Source organism: Streptosporangium sp. NPDC004631, assembly GCF_053601935.1.
In genome coordinates this window covers 48,086-69,122 of record NZ_JBSGCR010000002.1, presented here as the reverse complement: position 1 = coordinate 69,122, position 21,037 = coordinate 48,086, and the positions used below count along the sequence as shown (strand labels likewise).

The window sequence follows — 21,037 nt, the reverse complement described above, 5'->3', positions numbered from 1 at the left end:
CCTGTTCTTCACGGCCCGCCCTGCCCTTCACGGTTTGGCGACCCCGAACTGCTCGGCGAGCAGGCCGATGTCCAGTTCAACCGTCACCTCGTCGAGGCCGTAACTTACCGGATCGTAGCCGTCGACGCTGAGCACTCTGCGGACCGCTGCCAGCACGTTTCTCAACCGCGCGGCGGGAACCTCCGCCACCGCCGAGAGGGTGCTCTCGTGCAGGCGGCCCCCGTGGGCGAGCAGCGTGGCGAGCACGGCGCGGACGCGTGCGTCGTCCGGGGCTGCCCTGCCCGCGCGGGCCCGCTGCGCGGCGTACAGCTCGGAGGCCAGGAGGTCGTCGAGGAAACGTTCCCAGCCTGGCCGGGAAGGAGCGGCGACCATCTCCTCGAAACCGATCAGCTCGGCCTGGCCGTCGGGGGCCTTCGAGGGAGGCGGTTCGAGCGTCGCCCCCCGGCGGATCGTGACCGCGCTGTTCCACCAGGCGGGCTCCTGGGCCGGAGCGGGGCGCCACCCGGCGACCTCGTCCACGGAGGTGGCGCTGAACACCGCGAACGGCACCGCGACCTCGGCCCCGGACGCGCCGCCGTGGTAACCGGCGCGCTTGTGGCCGTAACGGATGTCCTCCCGCCAGGGAAGCACGACGCCCCCTCCTCCCAGCAGGACCCGCCTGCCTCTGAAGAGGGTCTCCCCATCCGACGGCGGAACCTTGCCGGGGCGCCAGCGCCCGGACTCGGAACCGGTGCCGGAGCGCAGCGTGCTGCCGCGTTCCACCACGTGGCCGTGGTCGGAGGTGAGAATGAGCAGCCGCCCGGCGGTGCGGGCGCTGTCCAGCAGGGCCGACAGACGCCGCACCCGCTCGACCTTCCATTCGACGGTCGGATCCATCTTGTCCAGCGAGTCGTCGACGTCGTTGAGCACGAGACCGATCACCCTGGCCGGCCCCTCGATCGCCGACTTCACCGCCGGGGGGAGGGCGTGCCCGTCAGGGGCTCGCAGGTCGTCCTTGTGGAACAGCCTGGCCTGCGCGTCGCCGACCGCGCCGGGGAAGGCCGTCTTCTCGTCGTACTGACCGCCGGTGTGCAGCGCCCCGGTGAGCAGGCTGGTACGGCACGCCTCGGTGACGGTTGGCAGGGCGGGGAGCAGCACCCGCCTGTGCCCGAGGGAGGAGTCGACCAGTTCGGTCCACCGCTTGTCCGCAAGGCTGTCGGCCAGCTCGGCGAGGACGCCCGCGGACATGCCGTCGAGGACGACGAGGAGCGACCGGCCCAGCGGGCGCACGAGCGTGCCGAGCGCGGACTCGATCGGAACCAGGGTTCCGGGGTCACTGTCGGCGGCCACCGCGACGGCCAGATGATCCGCCAGCCTACGGTCGCGTTCGCCTCGACGGGCCGCGACGGTGGCCAGCAGTTCCCGGTAGACCGCGGCGACCCTGTCGTCGATGTCGTCCACCCGCCGGAAGGCCCACTCCACGTAGGAGCCCGTCCTGACCTGGTCGTGCAGGGCGTCGGCGAGGGTGGCGGCCGGCTCGTCCGGGGTGGCCAGCCGGCGGACCAGCCGCAGTGCCATCCGCGCCGCGTTCGTGCGGCCGTTGAACCCGGCCAGCTCGTGCGCGACGAGCGTGGCGTGTGCCTTCTCGAGCTGCTCCAGCGCCCCGGCGTCGGGAATCGGGAGGCATCGCCGCAGCGCGGTGGCGAAGGCGCGCAGCCGCAGCGTGTAGGAGCCGGGCAGGAGGGTGGAGTTGACGAGGAGCTTCTCCGCGTTGAACTCCTTCAGCAGCGCCTCGGCCCGCTCCAGCAGGCTGTCCGAGTGGTCGAGCTGGCCGATCAGCGCGTCCGCCGCCCTCGCCCAGGCCTGGGCCTGCTCCGCGGGCAGGTCCGCCCCGCCGACCCTGGCCCTGACCAGGCCACGAGCCTCCGCGGCGGCCCGCGCGTCACCCCACAGCAGACCGGCGACCAGCGCCAGCGGTACGGCGTCGCCTCCGTGCCCGGCTTCGGCGGCGCGCAGCGTCCAGGTCCCGGCGACCCCGGTGACCTCGCTCAGCCAGTCTGCGAGCCCCTCGCGGATGTCGACCGGAAGCGAGGTGACCCGGTTGACGGCGACCGGGTCGAGACTCCAGCGCAGCAGTCCGAGCGCGTCGGGGTGGGCGGGCGAGACGTAGCGGTTGCCGTTCGGGCAGGCGCCGAATACCGCGGAGGCGAGATGGCCGAGGGCGTGGTCGCGGGTGAGCGTGCCTCCGGGCGCCTTCGGCCAGCCGTCGGCCGGCTCCCAGCGGGCCAGGGCTCCGGCGGCCCATCCCTCGTCGAGCAGCAGCGGGTCGACGTCCCGTGCCTCGAAGGACTGCTTGAGCATGTCCCAGGGCCGCAGCGTGACCAGCCGTCCCCTGGCCAGGTGCGCACGGATCCCGATGCCGAGGTCGGCGTCGTCGAGGTCGGTCAGGACGACGAGGTAGCCGTCGCCGTGCCGGAGCATCGCCTCACGCACGGCGAGCGGGGAGGGGCAGACCTCGACCCGCACGGGCCTGTCGTCCACGGGGAACTCCTGGTCGCCCGCCCACTCGGGGCGGGCCTGGATGCCCACCACGTGCTTCCTGCTGCCGGATCTCCGCAGGTCGCGCACGATCGTGCGGACCAGTGGCGGGGTCGCCGCGGCCAGGTTCGGGCGGATCTCGCTCACGTGCGCGCGCTCCAGGTGACGGTGATCTCCGCGTCGGGATGCCGGCCCGCGAAGGCCCGCAGTTCCTCCAGGAGCTCGGCGATCCGCGCGGCTCCGACGGTGGCCGACCCGCTCGCCGCGGGCACCGCGCCGTTGCCGTTGCCCGGGTCGACGGGCACGACGACGGACCGGTCGGAGGTCCGGCCCGCGGGCACGGCCGAACCGGAGGATGAGAGGTCGGCGGGCGGCTGCGGCTGCGGCTGCGGGACGACTCTGGCCTGTCTCGCCAGGATCATCTGAGCCGTGCGCCGCGTCTCTCCCAGCACCGGCCCCAGCGACACCTGGAACTCGTTGTGGGCCGCCACGTCTCGGAGGTGTCGCAGCGTCGAGACGGCCTGCGGGTCGTGGGACATGGAGGCGACGGCGTCCAGCAGGCCCCAGTCCATGTCCTCCAGACGCGCCACGACGTCCCGCGCGGACTTCAGCGACTTGGCGAGGACCTCTTCCACGACCGAGGTCTTCGCGTCCGCGAGCGCCTCGGTGAGGTCGGCGGCGTCGCTCTCGCCGAGAAGCCTGGCGACCAGCGAGGCGACGTCCTGGGCGGTGGAGAGCCGGCCGGAGTTCTCGGTCAGGTCGAGGACGTCGCGGTGGGCGTTGAGGACGGTGACGAGTTCCCTGGCGGGGGTCTGCAGCTCGCGGACCTGCTCTCGGACGTCGGAGGCGAGGCGGTTGACGTTGGCCGCCGTCCTCAGCGACGTGACGTGCACGCCGAAGATCTTCGCCGCGCGGTCGACCGCCCTGCGCCAGGTCGTCTCGTCGGGCAGGCGGGGCAGGCGCAGCTCGTAGCCGCCGTCGATGCGCTCCAGCGGCGGTCTGGCCACGGAGGCACCGTTGTGGAACCACTCGCGGTCCTGGTCGAGGGCGAAGGCCGCGATGACCAGACCCCGGGTGGAGGCGTCCAGGCCGCGCGGCTGGGGCTGGTCCAGCCACTCGATCAGCCGGTCGACGCCGATGACCTCGTCGAGGCCCTCCTGGGCGGCGCGCTGGGTGAAACGCCTGCGCCAGGGGAAGGTGTCGGCGTTGAACAGGAAGGCGTTCTCCAGCGCCTCACCGACGCCGAGCGGGTTGGCGACCTTGCGGATCGTCTCGCGGTCCTTGGGCGCCATGGGGACGCGCCGCGACTCGTCGGCCGCCGCGTTGTCGAGGTACTGCAGCACGAGGGCCGTCTCGGGCTTGCGGACCTCACCCGCGAACTTCGGGTGGTCGGGGTACTGCGAGCTGAGCATCTGGTCGAGCAGGTGAAGCAGGCAGTCCGCCAGCCGCGCCCCGACGGGCGCCCCGAGGTTGAGCCGGGGCTCCAGGGTGGCGAAGAGCGCGCTGTGCCCCTGGGTGGTGTCGATGTCGGCGGGCTCACGCTTCGCCGCGCCGTACGCCTGCTGGATGACCTGCTTGATCTTGGCCTCCAGGGTGTCCCTCCGGTTGAGGAGGAGGGCCTTGGCGGCGGCGCGGTCCTGCAGGGAAAGGTTGCTGGCGTTCTGCTCGAAGCGGTCGTTGGAGGCCAGCAGGTAGCGCAGCGCCACCAGCTCGCCGAGGTCGCGCTCGCGCTCCTGGGTGAAGAACGCGGGGATCCACGCCACGCTCCTGCTCTCGACGCCCTCGCGCTCCAGCTTCTCGAAGCGGGCGAGGTCGTGGCCGGGGCCGTGGCCGGTGTCGTCGAAGGGGAAGTCGATGACCAGCTTCCAGCGCTCGCCGTCGGCGAACAGGGCGTTCAGGTCCAGCTCGTCCTCGTCGCGGATGTTGCCGTAGACGATGTCGACGACCCGGCGGCTGCCTCTCCAGACGAAGGAGTGGGTGTAGGCGCCGCTGATCGTGTCGGACGACAGGCTCACGCCGAGCGACTCGAAGATCAGCTCACGGACGAGACGGCGGCGCTCGCCCTTGGTGTCCTGGTTGAGGACCCGCTCCAGCACGCTCTCGTAGTCGACCCCGGCGAGCTGGACGCTGATCAGTGGGTTCGCCGGGTCGTCGGCGAGGTGGATCTCGCTGACCCCGGAGGCGGCCAGGTCGCGGAAGAGCGCCAGGACCCGCTGGGCCTCCATGCCCTTGAGCGGGGTGGCGATGGTGCCGTGGTTGAGCGCGGCGAGCTTCTGCGCGGTGAGCGCGCCGAGCGCCGGGACACCGGGGGCGAGCGCGGCCAGCAGGGCGGTTTTCACCAGGCGGGCGTCGGTGACGAACGGGTGGGTGCGTGGCAGCCCGCCGGCGGCCTCCGCCGAATCGAGCCGGTGCTTGGCCAGCAGCCGGGGCAGCAGCTTGTCCTCGTACAGCGTGCGCGCGTTGGTGAAGTGCTGCTTCATGTCGTCGGTGAGCGGCACGACGCCGGAGTCCATCAGCACGTCGTACACGTCGCCGACCGGGATGATGTCGTCGATCGTCAGCTCGCCACGGCCGCGCCGCAGCAGCTCGGCCATGGTGCGCAGCGCCGTGCGCTCGCGCTGGAGCAGGCCGGACAGCGCGACCATGGTGGAGACCAGCGCCGGGGAGAAGGGGTAGGTGTGCTGGAACGCCGCCGCGTCGGAGGAGCCGTCCGGGCCCTCCAGCAGGACGTTCCACACCTTGGGCTCGCGGGTCACCTTGACGAAGGCGCCCTCCAGCACCCCCTCGGCCCCGGGCCGCTCCTTCAGCAGGCGGCGCTTGACGATCACCGGGAGGTTGCGGTCCTCCAGCGTGACCCGGTTGAAGCGGTCCTCCCACCAGCGGAAGGTCTCGCCGATGGCGTGCTTCTCCGCGCCGGGGATGTTCGTGCCGAGGAAGTCGCGCAGGTCACGCTGGCGGGCGACGAATGACACCAGCGGCAGCGCGCGGTGGCTGGAGGCCGACTCGACGAGCTTGGCGACCTTGGAACCCTCCCTGCCGACGAAGGCGGGGTCGGAGCTGCGCGAGGCGAGCCAGAGCACCAGCTCGTCGAGAAAGAGCACGACGCAGTCGTAGTCGAGCCGCTTGGCGTGGGCGCTGACGACCTCCAGGCCCTCGTCCAGCGAGAGGTAGGACGCGCCGCGCGTGTATCCGGTGAAGTAGGCCCCGACGAGCGCGGAGACCAGACTGCCCCGCGTGGCGTCGCCCACCGGCGCCCGGCGTGCCGCCTCGTAGGAGTCGGCGTTCCAGCCGGTCGCCAGGTCGCCCCAGCCGGGGTTGGAGGTCTGCCCGAGCCCGGCGAAGAACGTCTCGTCCCCGAGCCGGGCCCGGAGGTTGTCGGCGTCGGTGAAGAGGCCGTCGGTGCTGTGCACCTCGGGCAGCGACGCCCCCGGCTTCAGGTGGCGGATCTGCTCGACGTAGCCGCCGAGCACGGCGGCCTCCAGCGTCTCGGCGCCGACCAGGTGGTAGGTCAGGCAGAGGATGTTCCGCCCGGCCAGCCACCGGTCGTGCTTGGCGATCGTCGGCTCCAGGCCGCGCAGACCCCGGGCGTCGGGGTCGTGTCTGAGGATGGCGTGCAGCACCGACATGAAGTGGCTCTTACCGGAGCCGAACGAGCCGTGCAGGAACGCCGCGTCGCTGGTGTTCTTCTCCAGCGCGCCCTTCACCAGCGACAGCGCGGCGTCGAAGGCATCGGCGAGCTGCGGCGTGACGACATAGTTCTCCAGGGTCGCCTTGACCTGGGAGACGCCGTCGCTGAGCCTGAGCACGAAGTCGTTCGCGCTCAGCTCCTCGCTGATGTAGAGGACGTCCCTGAGCGGGGTCGCCATGCCCTCAGCCCTCCCTCTTCACGGTTCTCGCGCCACGTCGTCCGGCCTCGGGGCGCCAGGCGGCAAGCGTCTCACGGGTCAGGCCCCGCTCGGCGAGCTGGGCCTCCAGCCATCCGGTGAAGTACTCGGCGGGCGAGCCGGCGTAGAGGTCCACGTACTCGCCGTGCCACTGGCGCAGCCACGGCTCCAGCTCGGCCAGGCCCGCGAGCAGCGGCACGGCCCGCTCGTCGTCGGCCGGGTAGCTCCGCTCGATGATCATGTTGGCCAGCGCGGTGGCCTGCCTGAGGTGGTCCCAGCCCGCCCAGCCGTAGACGGGGGTGGCGTCGTTCTCCCGCTGCGCGCCGGGGTAGCCGACGAACCGCTCCTTGGGCACGTCGAGCTTGCCCCGGTGCTTCCAGTAGGAGACGTTCGCGAAGTCCTTGGAGGCGTACTTCGGCGGGACCGGGATCTCCACCTTCTCCCCCGCGTCCTCCCTGCGCTGCAGCGCCCAGACGTGCTCCCAGTCCTGCCGCCTGAGCAGGCCGGTGGCGGAGTAGCGGTGCGCGGCGAGGTAGGGGACGTGCTCGTCCTTGAGCAGGGCGACCAGCTCGGAGGTGAGGTCGTAGTCGGGGCGGCCGACGTAGAGGTCCATGACCTGCCGGAAGTCGGCGTCGGTCCGGACGAGGTCGGCGAGCTGGGCGACGGTCAGCGTCCTGGGCGCCTCGTCGACGATCCAGAGGCTCTCGTCCTCAAGCCGGTCCAACAGCCAGTCGCGCAAGGCTTCGGCCCGCGTCTTCTCGTACGGCTCGGCGGACCAGCGCCGCTTGCACTCGGGGGCCTCGACGAGCTTCATCAGGGGCTTGTCCTTGATGACCTCGATACGCCGCCGGACAAGGTCCTGGTACGCCTGCGGCCAGTGGGAGGGGATATCGCGGATAGGCGTGGAGCCATGCCGGTCGAACCACACGGTCTCGCTATTCCCACCAAGAAACTTCTGGCCGAGCACGATCTCGAATACTCGCTCGCCTAGCGCCAAACTAGGCAGGTCATCGCCAGAGTAAGCAAGATCCTCATCGAGGATTCCATAAAGCCGATAAACCTCCCAGTCCAGTTCCTCCTGGACGGCGATCATCTCAGCCCGAATCGCGTTATATCGCTTTCGCGCCTCTGCGAGAGCTTCACGGGTCGGTACGGCTTGCATACAGACGACCCGAGGAGTGGCGGCAGCTAATTCCTGGGCAAGTTCATCAAGTCGATGAGCCCGCTCTAGCGGCGCATCACTGGGTAGTGGAAACTCCAGCAATTTTGTCCCAGTGAACTCATAAAATCGCTCCCACTCATCATGCATGAACCCGCCAGTGCCAGATTGACTACCCTTGTCGTGGCACACTTGCTTGAGCCAGAAGCAGGCAGTAGAGGAGTTGAGCAACCCAAGCAACCGCAGGTAATCATCCTCCACAGCTCTTTCCGCTAACTTAATCACCGGTGCGGTGCGATTAAAAAGTGATCCATTTCGATCAAAAGCAAATTGATTGTGAGTTGAAACAAAAGCAAAGGTGACCCCAAGCGGTGTTCCAAGCTTACTAGAATAGTTCTCCAGATGACTAGTCCACGGCTTCCCTTGGTCGCGCATAGATTTACCGAAAATAATCCGATTCTCTAAAATAACCCTACCCGGCCAAAGGCTCCGCATGGCCAGCCAATGACTACTTGAAATCGGCTTTGAATTTCTCTGATCAGAGTATGGATTTCGAATCTTCACGACATCTGTGACCCGAAAATCTCTTACAGCATCGCCAATAACCAGGTCTCTCACATAGGGAGCGTCACCGACTCGGCAGGCTGTCTGCACATCCGGCAACCAGTACAAGCTGTCTTCACCCGAAGAGGTGGTCCGACCGATGCTCTGCACCTGATCACCAAGCCGCTCCACAGATACACTCTCAATCAGCTCTTGAAGAGCTGATGATCCACCTCCGGACAAGCTCCACGGAAAGCTAGCCAAGTCCTCGCGCGGCAAATCAACAACAGAGACGTAGTCAGTTTCAACGCCAGGAGATTCAACATTTTCCACAATGGATCGCCAGACCAAACCTTGGGCTGGATCAACAGGCTGGGAGGGCTCACCACGAACACCGAGAACAGCCCGAACCTTAGATAGCCGGCTCCGATCACGGTTTTTACCCACCAAAATAACGGTCGGTGTACCATGACCTGGAATGTAAGCACCCGAGGTGTCAACAATATACGTCAGGTCCACTTTAAAAGCAAAGAAGTCACCAATCAGCTTCTTGCCGAACTCTCGCTTCATGAATGAGTTAGCAGTAATCTGACCAACTCGTCCCGGGCGCCCGCTATCCTGAATCGCCAACCGAAAGAACAGCTCAGCGAACGGCACCGAAAGCGCATAAGACCTAAAACAGGTCTTATATCGGTCTCGATACGCCTCGTTGAGCGCCTTGTCTTGGACCTGAATGTAAGGGGGATTTCCTATGACGACATGATAACGACTGTAGTCGAGAATACCCTCGAACTGGTCGACATCCTCCCAATCATAGAGGTGCGAGGCGAGCGGATCATTGTCTAGAACACCGAGAGTCATCTGGCGTCCGCCACCGAGCTTGCCACCACCGTACAATAGCGTGTCGCCCGTTGCGATATTGAGGTTGAGTGCAGGCGCGTCCTGAGCGTTAAGACGAGTGACTTCGCACGCTTTCAACGCGGTCACCATCAACCGGAATTTAGTGATCGCCGTGGCAGTCGGATTAATATCGACACCGTGAATGGCATCGAGCACTTTCTGCACTCGCACTCGCTCATCCATGCCGGGCTTGTATTCACTCCACTTCTCCAGCAGTCGATCGAACGCTCCAAGGAGGAAGTGGCCCGACCCGCACGTCGGGTCGATCAGCTTGAGCTCTTCGAGGCCGAAGTCCTTGAGCGCTGGGTCGAGGACCCGGTCGAGGATGAATTCCTCGACGAAGACCGGGGTCTGCAGCAGGGCATAGCGCTTGCGGATGTGCTCGGACAGGTCCTGGTAGAGGTCGCCGAGGAAGCGGGTGTCCAGATCGGCGCTATAAAACTCGTCGTGCGCCAGCCGTATGCCGTCCGCGTCCCGTCGCCGGAAGACGGCGATCAGTTCCTCGGCCTGGTCGGCGGAGATGTCCCACCACCAGACGAAGTCGGTGTCGGGGAAGAGCCCGTGCCCGGCGCGGGTGGAGCGGAGCCAGGTGAAGGACTCGCGCAGCCACTCGCGGGCCGTCAGGCGAGGGTTGCGCTGAATCCAGGCAGCTTCAGCGTCGGCCGCCTCGGAGGTGGCGTGCCCGGCGGCGTCGCGGGAGGCGATCCAGCGGTTGGCGGTGAGGTCGTTGTCCTCGCAGAAGCGGATGAAGGCGCAGGCGATCACCCAGGAGCTGGCGGCTTGGGCGCACTGGGCGGTGAGCCAGTCGTTCCAGCTCTCGCCGGTCCGGCCGATGCCCTTGGCCGCGCGGTGCATCTCCGTCAGCCGATCACCGATCTCCGGGACTCGGCTCGCCTGCTCACGCAGGTCGTCGGCGACACGCGCCGCCTGCTTCTGGAGATCCTTGAGCAGTACGGCGGAGATAACCGACACCTGCACCCCACCCTTCGCGTCCCGTCACCAGCGGCCGGCCACTGTCCGTACCGGCGTGCACCACGAAGTGCCATGATGCACCGCCGATCCGACAAGTTCGACACGATGTGCCGGGCCAGCCTGATAACAATATGGGCGCGCAGGGGACAGGGATGACCGTCCTGGGAGACGGCCTCCGGTCAGGTCTCAGCCGACGGTACGGCCATCAGCAAAACGGCCAACGCCGTACCGCCATAACGGTCAGACCAGATCGTCGAACTCCCCGCTCTTGACCCCCCCAATGAAGGCCTGCCACTCGTTAGGGGCGAAGATCAGAGCTGGTCCGCTACGGTCCTTGCTGTCGCGGACACCGACACGTCCTTTGGTCAGTGAGGCGATCTCGACACAGCTGCCACCGTTCCCACCGCTAAGGGTGCTCTTGCGCCAGATAGCCCCGGACAGCTCCTCGTAGGACACCGCATCTCCTTCCATAGCACTTAAAGATCTTCTTTGACGAGCTTCGCGATCGCGGCGACCGAGTCCCTGGGATCGAGGGCTGAAGCACGTAAGTGGTCATATGCCAGCGTATATCCCCGGATCTCTTCGGGCTTTTCCAAATAAAGGCTCCCAGTCATGTACTCCAGATAGGCAACCTCACTTCCTCCTTCCGAAAAAGAGAGGACGGCGAAAGATCCGAGCATCGCCGCGTGCGCGCCGATCGCATACGGCAAGACCTGGAGGGTGACGTTGGTCAGCGCCGACATGTCCAGGAGGTGCTTGAGCTGCTCCTTCATGACATGAGCACCACCGACACGACGACGCAGAGCCGCCTCGTTCACGATCGCCCAGAAGTCCATGGGACGCTCGGACCGCGTGATGACATCCTGACGAGCCATGCGGAGGCTGACATGTCGCTCTATCTCGCCGGGCGCATCTGTCACCTTCCCCGCTCTGTAGACGGCACGAGCGTAGTCCTCAGTCTGAAGGAGCCCGTGGACAAGATCAGATTCGTAGTTGCGGAGTGCTGACGCCTCCGCTTCCAGGCCCACGTACACCTGAAACCATTGCGGGATGACATCGCTGTAGGTGTGCCACCATCCTCGCTCCCTCGCCTGCTTGGCCAGCTGGAGGAGCGCTTCGTACTTGGCTCCATCGCGAAGGCCGTAGAGCTGGAGCATGGCGCGGACATCATTGACGGAGATCCGCAATGTCCCACCTTCGACCTTGGTCATCCTGGATGCCGACCAGTCCAGATGGTCGGCCACTTCTTCCTGCTTGAGACCGGCCGCACTACGAAGTCGCCGCAACTCCTGCAGTAAGCGTCGATGACGGACTGTCGGCGAGAAGCCAGTCATGGGTCTCCTTCCTGGGCCACACGGCCATCACGCATCGTAATGAATCTTTGACTGTTTGTGCCAAAGCGCTTGCAGGTGCAGTTTTGCAGGTGCAGATTAACCATGTGCTCTCCGAGAGTAAGTCATCACGGGGAGTCACGTCTCTCGTTCCGTGCACCAGCCATCTGGAGCTGGGAGCGAGAGACACAGTTCGGGTCGAGCGGCTTTGGAGCAGACGAAGGGACGGCGATCAGATGAGAGCGAGCACTCTCGAAGGGTGGGGCGGTTACCTGGTGAGGCTGGCGTGGGAGTTGGACGAGTTCGGGTTCGATGCCACGGTCAGGTTCCCGCTCGGCGGGCGGCCGAGCCTGGAGGTCTTCGCACCCTCGGGACGGCCGACGATCAGGAGCGCGCGGCGAGGCCGTACCTCGGCCTTCACCTGGGACCGGGGCCGCACCCCGAACACCCCGGCCGAGGCGTGGGAGGTCTTCCTGTGGATCGCGGAGGTGGCGCGGTGAGGGCGTCGTCGGGGCTGCTGGGGCAGGTCGACCTCCCGGCGGAGGTGGCGACCGTCCCCCGGGCCAGGCGCTACGTCCGCCACCTGCTGGAGGGCGTCGGCCACCCCCAGGCCGACGACGCGCTGCTGCTCGTCACCGAACTTGTCACGAACTCCGTACGGCACTCCGACTCGGGCCGCGTCCCCGGCGGCCGGGTGAGCGTCTCGGTCGCCACTCACAATGGAACGCTCCACATCGACGTGCTCGACGCCGGATCGAATGGGCACGAGCCACGACTGCGCCCCGGCGTGAACGCCGACAGCGGCGGGGGCCGGGGGCTCTGGCTGGTCCACGAGCTGTCGTCGGCCTGGGGCTGGTACGAGACCCCGGCCGGACGTGTGGTCTGGTTCCAGCTCGCCGGAGGATGACCCGATCCCCCTGAGACCCCCGACTCGCGGTCTCCTCACCGCCCGTCCGCCGGAGCGCGAAGCCGCACCCGGGACTTCGCCGGAAAATCGCGGTCGATCATCGTGAGGAGGGGTATATTCGAAGAGTCGCGAAAGCGAGCACAGGCTTAACCGGGGCTTCATGCCCCCGAGGGCGCGGTCTTCGGACCGCGCCCTCTTTACTTCTCCCCCACCTCCCCCTCCGTCCCGAGGCTGCGCCGCCATGAACGCGACTCCCGTCGGGCGTGACCCCAGGTCCGCCTACTCCCGGCACATCACCACCCGCCTGCTCGACTTCACCGGTGTCACCACCCCCTGGACCCGCAGGCTGTGGGACGTCGGCTCCTTCCTCGCCCTAGAGGAGCTGCACGAGGCGGGTGTCTGGGTCGACCGGAAAGTCCTGTCGCAGAGCGCGGTCGACTGGCAGCGCCAGGCACTGGAGCGCCTGCTGGGCGGCGACCCCGCGCTAGGTTCCAAGACCTACCGGCGCGAGCTGCAGGAGTGCGTCAAGACCACCCTGACGATCGCCAGCGAGGGGCGCCGTAAGCTGCGCCACCTCATCGACGTCGGCCGTTCCGGCTATCTGGACCGCTGGGCCGCCTGCGTCGCCGTCGACGAACCGCCGAAGCCGGAGCTGGTCGCCAGGGCCGTCGCCGCCCACCTGCTGGACAGCGGGCACAGCCTCGCCGGGCTGCAGCGGTGGCTGCGCGACGGGCGGCAGAACCTGTCCGCCGTCGATCTGCTCTCCGAGGCGGCCTCCCTGCTCGCCAGGCCGCCACGCGGCTGGAGCGTCGTCGTCCCCTTCCACGCGCTGCACCGGCACGAGGAGCTGGCCGCGCACCTGCCCCACTGGCGGACGGCCGACGAGACGCGGGCGCTGATCGCGAAGGCGGGACTCACACCGCCGGAGCGGACCGTGGGCTCGCTGGTCTTCACCGTCGAGGCGAGAGATTCGACGCGCGCGGTGGAGACCGTCTCCGACCTGGTCGATCGGATGCAGGCCAGGGCCAGGTTCGCCGCAGGTGGCCCCGTCCTCCCCCTCGGCGACGCCTACGTGGCGGGAGAGACGAAACCCGTGCCGCTGCAGCAGCCCGCGCGAGGAGCCCAGGTGCTGTCGCTGGCCGCGGAACGCCGGCTCTACGTGGTCGGCGGTGAGGTGCAGCGCTTCGGAGAGCAGGCCAGGAGCACGGTCGACGACGCCCTGGAGATCGCCTCCGGACTCAACCACGGACCGCTCGCCCCCGCGCTCGCCGGAGGCTGGGCAGCCCTGGAGTCACTGCTCACCGAGGCGCGCGACCCCGACGAGCGGGGAAAGGCGGTGGCGGCGACCCGGGCCGCCGCCCTGGTCGCCGCCTCGTGGCCGCGTGCCGAACTCACCGCGCTCTCCCACCGGATCCGCGAGGTGAAGGGCGACGATCTCGCCGCCCGCCTCGGCGCCTGCGTCTCCAACCGCGACCGCGCCGCGGTCATCGCCGCCGAGCTGCGGAACCGGAGCTCCCTGCCGCTGGTCCGTTCCTGGCGGATGGGCAGCGACGTCGCGTCGGTGCTGCGCCTGCGCGAGCTGCTCGCCGACGAGAGACGGGTGCTCGAACGGGTGCGCGGCTACGTGGAGGTGTCGCTGCGCCGGCTGTACCGCTGCCGCAACATCGTGCTGCACGGCGGCTCGACCGGGGGCGTAGCGCTGCCCGCCACCCTCCGTGTGACGGCCCCGCTGGTCGGTGCGGCCCTCGACCGCCTCACCCACGCCCACCTGGCCACCGGGATCTCCCCCATCGCCCTCGCATCCCGCGCCGAGACGGCCCTGCGCCTGGTCGGCGACGACCTCGGGCAGGACCTGTGCGACCTGCTCGAATGATCTGTTCTCCACGATCCCAGCGACCTTAGAAGTCACGACCTCCGTCACCTCGCCAAGGAACTTGGCCTGCCTCTACCGCTCTACAACCGGATGAACTCGTCCGCGAGCCAGAGGCAGCGACAAGGACAGGTGGCCTTCGAGGATCTCCACCAAGCCTGGAGATGCGGAACAACCTCGACTGACTCCGAGCGCTCGGACGCTCCGACCGCTACGACACCCTGGAGCGGTGATGGGCCTCGACCCATTTGGTGGAGACCTTCAGCGCGCCCAGGGTGCCCGGGGCGGGGCGGTCGTCGATGTACGGCACGCCGCCCCGCTCCACGGGGAGGAGCAGCCAGCGGGCCGCGGGCCTGGCGGTCGCCTTGTCCGCCAGGCGCTCGAGCACGGCCAGCCGGTCGTAACGGGCCAGCGGCGCCGCCTCGACGATCAGCAGCGGCTGCGGATCCGTGAGCAGCCGCTCCTCCAGCTTCTCCGCCGCCATCGCGACGAGCCGCCGCAGGTTGGCGGCGTCCTGGGGGGCCGCGTCAGGGCGGTCGGAGCGGAGCACCAGAGACCAGTCGACGTTGAAAGCGCCCGCGGTGGACCGCATCGCGGTGAGAAGCTCGGCGGTGATGTCCACCACCTCCGCTCCGAAGCGGGCGCCGAGCGTCGCGATGGCGTCGGCGTAGAGGCGGTAGTCCACGCTGAGGGTGACGAATCCGCGCTCACGCGACGACAGCTCCATACGGCGCTCGAAGTCGGCGAACTCCCTGTCCTTCGGTCCCTCGCTCAGGGTCGTGAACACCCGGCTCTTGGAGGAGGGCAGAAGGGTGGCACGGGCGTCGCGCGGCGCGTAGCCGCCCTGGTCCGGAACCAGCGGGACCCCCGCCCTCTTGAGGAGGACGTCCAGGTCCTGACGGCGCTCGGGGAACGCGCCGACTCTTGGGTAGCGGGCACGAACCCTGGCCTTGAGCTGCTCGGGATCCATGCCGTGGCGGATCACGCCAAGTGAGGAGGCCATCTGCTCCAGGGCACGGCGCGGGTCCAGCCCATCGGGGTAGATCTCGCCTCGACCGTTGGCCGCGGCTCCACGCGAGGCGGCGGCGGCCAGCAGGGCCAGCCTCTCCGCCCGCAGCTCGGCCATCCCCTGCGGCAGCCGTACGGAGCGGAGCCTGGCCTCGGTGCGCGCGGCGGTCGGCAGCGGGGCCTCAGCGGCGAGCTGGTCTGCGACCTTGCCCAGCCGTACGGCGTAGTCGAGCAGGTCGGTGCCCGGAACGGCGTCGGGATCGGTGGGCTTCTCCAGCGCGACGATCACCGAGCCGTGGCAGTGCCGCTGCAGGAGGCGGGCCTCCCCGCCGCGTTCGGTCTCGACCTCGACGGCGGCACGGACCAGGCCGAGGGCTCGGCGCATCCACCGTCCACCCACGGCGTCGGGGCTGCGGGAGGCGAGCAGCGCCTCGGCGACGCCGGCCACGGCGATCACGCCTCCGGCGTCCTCGACGGTCTCCACGACCTCGTCGCGGACCTGGGTGAGACTTCTCCTCGACCGCCACCCCTTACGTGCCGTAGGGATGATCTGCCCCACCCGGCCCGCGGTGACGCCCGCCGCCCCTGCCAGCTCGGCGTTGCCCGGCCATTCGGAGGCGGTCTCCTCGAGTCCGAGGTAGAGCCGCAGCACCTGCTCCTCGGTGGAGTCCTTGCGGATGCTCTTCGGGAAGAGAGCGGCGAGCACCGAACCGATGCCACGGTCGGAGTCGCCCTGGAGGTCCTCCACATCGGGGACGGACGTGACCGGCTGGAGCCGCCCGCGCCACTGCTTGGCCCGGCGCCTGATCTCACGCTTGGTGGGATCGGCCACTCCGGACAGCCTGGACAGCTCGAACGGTGAGCGGGCCAGCAGGTCGCGAACGGTCCTGACGTCGATGCGGTGCAGCGCGTCGACGGCGCGGGGCGTGAGGCCTGCGGCGGCGATGGCGGTGTCGAGGACCGCCCTGGCAACGGCCTGGTCGAGCTCCTCTCCGGTGACCGGGTTGACGCTGGCCGGCGTCGCGGCGGCGGGCGGAACGGCTTCGAAGGCCACCTGCCAGGCGATCCGCATGGTCTCGATCGAGTCGTGGCGGGCCTTGACGTCGCGGGAGAGCGCGCCGCGGAAGAAGGCGACAACCCCGTCACGAGCGGGGCCCGGCTCGAAGGTGTCGAGATCGATCGTGACGTCGCCTTCGATGACCGCCGGATGGCTGCCGCCGGTGCCGTAGACGGGGGTGCGGCCGGTGGCCATCTCGTAAAGGGTGACCGCCGCCGCGTAGCGCTCGGCCGCCGCGTCGTATCGGGGCCGGTGGACCGGATCGAAGAAAGGGTCGAGGTACGGCGGGGTGCCGACCCCGGTCTGCTCGAGCGGCGCCCGAGACAGCGAGAAGTCGAAGAGCGTGAGGTGCACCTCGCGACTCTTGCCCTGCTCGCGGAAGGCCAGGTTGTCGGGCTTGATGTCCCGGTGGTTGATGCCGGCCAGATCCAGCGCGGCGAGGATCTCCAGGAGGTCCTTGCCCCAGCGTGCGAGGAAATCGAGTGAGAGCCGCCCCTCACGGCGGATCATGGCAGCCAGGCTTTCCCGGCCCGCGTCCTCCAGGAGCAGCGCCGTACGACCTCCGACCGCCAGCGGCCCCTCCAGGCCACGCGCGATGCGCGGGTCGCGGGCGAACTGGAGCACCTCGGCCTCGTCGAGCAGCCTCCGGCGGGCGCCCTCCTCGTCGAGCGCCACCTTCAGCACGGCCTGCCCGTGCGTGGAATCCTTGACCAGCAGAGCGAGGGCGGTCGAGCCCTGGCCGAGGCGTTGGAGGACCTCGAAGCGCCCCTGCTGCTCTCTCGTGCCGATCATCGAGCCGGGCGTGGCGTCCAGCGGATCGACCTGCTGGGCGACCTCCTCGCGCAGCAGGATCTCCTCGACCAGCGCCTCCAGGTCCTGGGCGAACCTCTCGGCCGACTCGGTGCGCAGGTCGACGTCGCCCGCCGTGGCGTTCCTGACCAGGTCGATCATTTTCTGGGGGACGCCGTCCAGCTCGACGCCGACGTCGAGGCCGCGCTCGCGGGTGAGCCGCTGCTGGAGCCCCTCGCTCGTGTCGGCGGGAGCGGTCCCCGTGAAGATCAGGAAGGAGAGCGCTCCGACGCCGAAGACGTCGGCGAGGATCGGATCGGCGTCGAGGCCGTGGAGCGTCTCCGGGGCGAGATAGCCGTGGGCTGCCCGGTCGGTCAACGCCTCAAGCGTACGGGTGCCGGCGACGTGGCTGCCATGGCCGGGAGACCCCGAGGCGAGCCGCCCGGCGGTGTGCCAGTCGCGAACCCGCACGCCGTAGCGACCATGGGCGAGGGTGCGCACGAAGACCGACAGCGGGCTGAGCCTGCGGTGGACCAGTCTTCGCGAGTGGGCGTAACGCAGAGTGTTGGCCAGGGTGCGGACCAGGCCGATGCGGTCATCGACGGAGAGATCTCCGTCCTTCTGGATCAGGAAGTGGTCGAGACGCACCTCGGTCGCGTCATGCTCGAAGACGACGGCGAGGCCGCGATCGTGCTCGTAGAACTCGATGGCGCGGGCGATGCCCGGGTGGTTGACGTTCTCCAGGGCCACGAACTCGCGCCGGGCGGCGCGCAGGGTCGTGGCGCGTTCCTCCTGCGAGACGCCGGGCTGGACGAGGTAGAAGCGGACCCGCCTGACGCTGTCGAGCAGCGGATGGCAGGCGAGGTAGTCCTGCCAGCCCGGCCCCTCGGCCAGGGGGGTGTCCGCCAGCTCCAGGTTGCCGACCCGCCGATGCCGGACACTCCGGCGGACGCCCGCTCGCTCGATCAGCCTGGCCAGCTCGATCGAGCGCCTGCTGTCGACCGCGTTGCGCGGGTTGCGCGGCGTAACGGCCAGCTCGTCCTTGATCAGCTCGTCCAGCCTCTCGGGACCCTGCCCGTCGATCCGGTAGACGCCCTGTTTGCCCCTGCCGGTGAGTTTGACCTCGGCGGACGGCTGGTGGAGAACCACGCCCGCGTGGACGAACGGCAGGTCCCTGCCCCCTGCGTCGAGGAGGAGCTGCTTGAAGTGCTTGGCCTTGGTGTCGGCGAGGATGCGAGGGTTGTCCTCTGCGACGCCGTTGTGGAACCAGGTCTGGTGGTCGCCGGTGATCTGGCCCGACCAGTGCTTGAGCTCCAGAAGGTAGATGCCGCCCTTGCCGATGACGAGGAGGTCGACTTCGTACTGACGGCCGCTGCGGGTGGTGAAGCTGAAGTTGCTCCACGCCCGGTAGGGGGCCTCGTCGTCCAGCGCGGCCTTGATCGCGGCGAGGCCGCCGCGCTCGTGGGCGTGCTCGGAGGGCGTGACCTCCACCCAGCGCCTGCTTCCGGACTCCACAAGCCCCTCCATTCCTCCGCGCAGAGTCTAGTCCCGGGGACCGTCTTTTTCCGTCGGCCGCGGCTTGCCGGTCATAGCCGGCCGGCCACGGTGGCCCAGAACCGATCGAGGCGCCCGGCGACTCCCTCGACGCAAGATCAGACTCGCGGACGGTACGGGGCTCCTCTTCGCTCTCCTCGAACCGGGTGGCTCTGGTACCGCCCCGATCCCGGCTGATGGACCGCGACAGAATGTCGGGTATGGAAGCCCGTATCGCGATCGCCCCGTCCGTCGAAGAGGTAGCGGCCGACGGCCGTGCCAACTCCCCCGACCTGGACCGGCTGCGCTCCAGGGTCCTGGAGGCCGTGGTCGCCGGTGGCGGCGTCAATGTCCCGCCGGCCGAGGCCAACGGGCTCGTGTGGCTCGTGCCCGGAGAGCCGGAGCGGCTCGGGCCGGTGCTGGACGGTCATCCCGGGATCGGGTGGGTGCAGTTTCCGTGGGCGGGGGTGGAGAGATTCACGGCGTCGGGGGTCTTCCGGCGTCCCGTGGTCTTCACGTGCGCGAAGGGGGCGTTCGCGGGGCAGGTGAGCGAGCACGCGCTGATGTTGACGCTGGCCTGCCTGCGCGGTGTCTCCCTGCAGGCCCGGACGCCTCACTGGTGTTCGGTGGATCCCCGGTCCCTGCACGGTCTGCGGGTGACGATCCTCGGTGGCGGCGGCATAGCCTCGGAGTTCATCCGTCTTCTGCGGCCGTTCGGCTGCCGGGTCACAGTGGTGCGCCGCCGCCCAGAGCAGATCGAGGGGGCCGAGGAGACGCTGCCCTCGTCGGCGTTGCACGCCGTACTTCCCGAGACCGACGTCCTGGTGCTGGCCCTCGCGCTGACGCCGGAGACGAGGCACATCGTCGGCGCCGCCGAACTGGCGCTGCTGCCCGCGCACGCCGTCGTCGTCAACGTCGCGCGTGGTGCGCACATCGACACCGACGCGCTCGTCGAGGCCCTCAGGGCGGGGACGATCTCCGCGGCCGGGCTGGACGTGACGGAACCCGAGCCGCTGCCCGAGGGGCACCCGCTGTGGAGCGACGCGAGGGTCCTCATCACCTCGCACTGCGCGGACTCGGCGGAGTACGTCACGCGGATGTTCTGCGAGCGGGTCGAGCGGAACGTGCGCAACCTGCGGGCGGGTCATCCGTTGGAGGGGCTCGTTGATCCCGCCACCGGATACTGACCACCCGCCCCGTCGGAGGGGGGCGTCCTGGTCGACGTCATCGTATGGAACCGGTAACCGGAACTCTTCTTCCCGGGAGCGGGCGGCAGCGCCGACGATCACGCGGATCCGGGTCACGCCAGGCCGTTGACCTCGTACGGAGGCGTCCCAGGGCGACCGCGGCGTTTTGGGTAAAAAGTCCGCTTACGTCAAGGTTGTGTATTGACGTGTAAACAACACCGAAGCATACTTCCCGTCATGGACGCACAGAATTCCACAGAAGCGGTCAAGCATGCTGCCCGCTGAGCGGCATTCGCGGATCGGGGAGGCGCTGCGGACCTCCCGGGTGGTCAGCACAGACGAGATCGCGCGCGAGCTCGGCGTGTCGGCGGAGACGATCCGGCGTGACTTCGTGCTGCTGGAGCGCCGGGGGAGGCTGGCGCGCGTTCACGGGGGCGCGACGATCGCGCTCGGGCAGGCGGCCGGGGAGGAGACCCCGTTCGCCGAGCGGGCCGGGACCGCCGCGGAGGCCAAGACGCGCATCGGGCGTGCCGCGGCGGCGCTCACGCACCCCGGTCAGACGATCGTGATCGACGTGGGGACCACCGCCGTCGACGTGGCCCGTGCCCTGCCGCTGGACTTCTCCGGAACCGTGGCCACCTGCTCCCTCCTGGTCGCGGCCGAGCTCTCCGAGCGGGCCGGCGTGGAGGTCCTGGTCTGCGGGGGCAGGCTCCGGGGAGGGGATCTGGCGCTCTCCAACTCGGTCGCCCAGGCGTTCTTCGCCGACCTGAACCCGGACATCGCGTTCCTGGGGTCCGGCGGCGTCGACGCCGTGGCCGGCCTGACCGACTACTACCTGGACGAGATCGCCGTACGCAGGACGATCCTCAGGAACGCGACGCGCTCGTACGTGCTGGCCGACTCCGGCAAGTTCGGGCGGATCGCCCGACACCGGGTCGCCGACGTGGGCGAGTTCGCCGGTCTCATCACCGAGGCGGAACCGCCGTCAAGCATTCAGGACGCCGTCACACGCAAGGGCGGGGTGATCGTTCTGTCCTGAAGGTTCCGATGGTTCGAGGAGCCGGGCGGCGCTGCAACGCCACCCGGCTCCGGAGCCCCAGCCGATGCGCCCTCTGACAGGAAACATAGGAGTTGGGATCCATGACCCAGTATTCACCACCCGCGCCCGACGATCAGGAGACCTCCGCGAGTGTCGAGGAGTTCGGCTACATCCCGTTTCCCCGCGTCGTCCTCCGGCAGGGCGGAAAGATCGTCGCGCGGAGGCGGCTCTGGTGGCCGGTGGCTCCCGGCCGGGTGTTCCGTGTCCCGACGGGGATCCTCACCTCGGTCGACCTCAAGGGCGGCCCCGTTCGCATAAGCGCGGAGGTCTGAGCCCCCGTC

General features: G+C 68.8%; 12 protein-coding genes. 6 read left to right on the top strand and 6 right to left on the bottom strand.

Features of this window, described 5'->3' with window-relative positions; all coding sequences use genetic code 11:
* Window positions 1–27: 27 nt before the first annotated feature.
* From pglZ to ACWEF2_RS01945, 5 genes are all read right to left on the bottom strand, one after another.
* A complete protein-coding gene (pglZ, locus tag ACWEF2_RS01965) occupies window positions 28–2,664 on the bottom strand; it encodes a BREX-2 system phosphatase PglZ (RefSeq protein ID WP_453811133.1) in 2,637 nt (878 codons plus the stop codon).
* Window positions 2,661–6,383 (bottom strand): DUF6079 family protein, encoded by a 3,723-nt coding sequence (locus ACWEF2_RS01960; RefSeq protein WP_453811132.1) that lies wholly within the window; start codon window positions 6,381–6,383, stop codon window positions 2,661–2,663. The genes pglZ and ACWEF2_RS01960 overlap by 4 nt, the downstream gene beginning before the upstream one ends.
* A gap of 4 nt (window positions 6,384–6,387) precedes the next feature.
* Complete coding sequence (gene pglX / locus ACWEF2_RS01955) at window positions 6,388–9,975, bottom strand: BREX-2 system adenine-specific DNA-methyltransferase PglX (RefSeq protein WP_453811131.1); 3,588 nt, start codon at window positions 9,973–9,975, stop codon at window positions 6,388–6,390.
* Between the two features lie 240 nt (window positions 9,976–10,215).
* On the bottom strand, window positions 10,216–10,431 hold the full coding sequence (locus ACWEF2_RS01950; RefSeq protein ID WP_453811130.1) for a DUF397 domain-containing protein: 216 nt from the start codon (window positions 10,429–10,431) through the stop codon (window positions 10,216–10,218).
* Between the two features lie 20 nt (window positions 10,432–10,451).
* On the bottom strand, window positions 10,452–11,309 hold the full coding sequence (locus ACWEF2_RS01945) for a helix-turn-helix domain-containing protein (RefSeq protein ID WP_453811129.1): 858 nt from the start codon (window positions 11,307–11,309) through the stop codon (window positions 10,452–10,454).
* Window positions 11,310–11,542: 233 nt separating this feature from the next.
* Here ACWEF2_RS01945 and ACWEF2_RS01940 point away from each other — a divergent pair, with 233 nt between their 5' ends.
* The 3 genes from ACWEF2_RS01940 to ACWEF2_RS01930 all read left to right on the top strand — a co-directional run bounded on the left by ACWEF2_RS01940 (window position 11,543) and on the right by ACWEF2_RS01930 (window position 14,086).
* A complete protein-coding gene (locus tag ACWEF2_RS01940; protein ID WP_453811128.1) occupies window positions 11,543–11,806 on the top strand; it encodes a hypothetical protein in 264 nt (87 codons plus the stop codon).
* Window positions 11,803–12,213, top strand: a complete 411-nt coding sequence (locus ACWEF2_RS01935; RefSeq protein WP_453811127.1) for an ATP-binding protein — start codon at window positions 11,803–11,805, stop codon at window positions 12,211–12,213. Before ACWEF2_RS01940 ends, ACWEF2_RS01935 begins: the two co-directional genes overlap by 4 nt.
* Window positions 12,214–12,454: 241 nt before the next feature.
* Window positions 12,455–14,086 carry a hypothetical protein gene (locus ACWEF2_RS01930; protein ID WP_453811126.1) on the top strand — a complete coding sequence of 544 codons (1,632 nt, stop codon included), beginning with the start codon at window positions 12,455–12,457 and terminating at the stop codon, window positions 14,084–14,086.
* A gap of 208 nt (window positions 14,087–14,294) precedes the next feature.
* Here the strand turns inward: ACWEF2_RS01930 and pglW are convergent, their stop codons facing one another.
* Window positions 14,295–18,452, bottom strand: a complete 4,158-nt coding sequence (gene pglW / locus ACWEF2_RS01925) for a BREX system serine/threonine kinase PglW (protein ID WP_453811125.1) — start codon at window positions 18,450–18,452, stop codon at window positions 14,295–14,297.
* A 239-nt stretch (window positions 18,453–18,691) separates the two neighbouring features.
* On the opposite strand from pglW, the gene ACWEF2_RS01920 reads away from it, so the two are divergent.
* The 3 genes from ACWEF2_RS01920 to ACWEF2_RS01910 all read left to right on the top strand — a co-directional run bounded on the left by ACWEF2_RS01920 (window position 18,692) and on the right by ACWEF2_RS01910 (window position 21,028).
* Window positions 18,692–19,657, top strand: a complete 966-nt coding sequence (locus tag ACWEF2_RS01920; RefSeq protein WP_453811124.1) for a D-isomer specific 2-hydroxyacid dehydrogenase family protein — start codon at window positions 18,692–18,694, stop codon at window positions 19,655–19,657.
* Between the two features lie 271 nt (window positions 19,658–19,928).
* Entirely contained in the window at window positions 19,929–20,696 is a 768-nt protein-coding gene (locus ACWEF2_RS01915; RefSeq protein WP_453811123.1) for a DeoR/GlpR family DNA-binding transcription regulator, read from the top strand.
* A gap of 101 nt (window positions 20,697–20,797) precedes the next feature.
* Entirely contained in the window at window positions 20,798–21,028 is a 231-nt protein-coding gene (locus tag ACWEF2_RS01910) for a hypothetical protein (RefSeq protein WP_453811122.1), read from the top strand.
* Window positions 21,029–21,037: the final 9 nt, after the last annotated feature.